Below are 442 nucleotides of genomic sequence, written 5' to 3'. Positions count from 1 at the left end.
GGCATCCGCCAACGCCACCTGGTCCAGGCCCTCCAGTACGGACACCTCCGCACCGGCAGCCGTCAGCGCCTTCCGAACCTCCTCGACCGGCGCGTCCCCGCCAGGGGCCACGATCAGCCACTTGCCCGACAAGCGGGTCCCCGAGCGCAGGGCGTTCGCGCGCCAAGTGGTCGAGTAGCGCCAGGAGTCGAGTGTCAGTTGCTTACGGCGGCTCTTGCGCCAGGCCGACAGCGTGGGCAGCCAGGCCTCGGCTCCCGCGCCGGCATCGTCGACGTCGAGTACCTCTGCGAGATCGGAGAGGTCCTCGCGCTCGACGGCGTCCCAGAACGCGGCGTCCGTCTCGTCCGTCGTCGCGTCCTGGATCTCGCCTCCGACGGAGACGCCTTCGAGCCAGTAGCGCTGGTGCTGGAAGGCATACGTCGGCAGGTCCACCCGGCGCGCA

The 442-nt window shown here is 70.6% G+C and carries 1 protein-coding gene; it reads right to left on the bottom strand.

The window, feature by feature from the left end; translation table 11 throughout:
• On the bottom strand, positions 1-442 hold a 442-nt coding region (locus POF73_RS45935; RefSeq protein WP_272125503.1), incomplete at both ends, for a hypothetical protein.

Origin of the sequence: Streptomyces sp. HD (assembly GCF_028369295.1) — a bacterium.
Taxonomy (GTDB): Bacteria; Actinomycetota; Actinomycetes; order Streptomycetales; family Streptomycetaceae; genus Streptomyces.
Note: the sequence above shows the minus strand (reverse complement) of the source record. Positions and strands in the feature narration are given on the sequence as shown.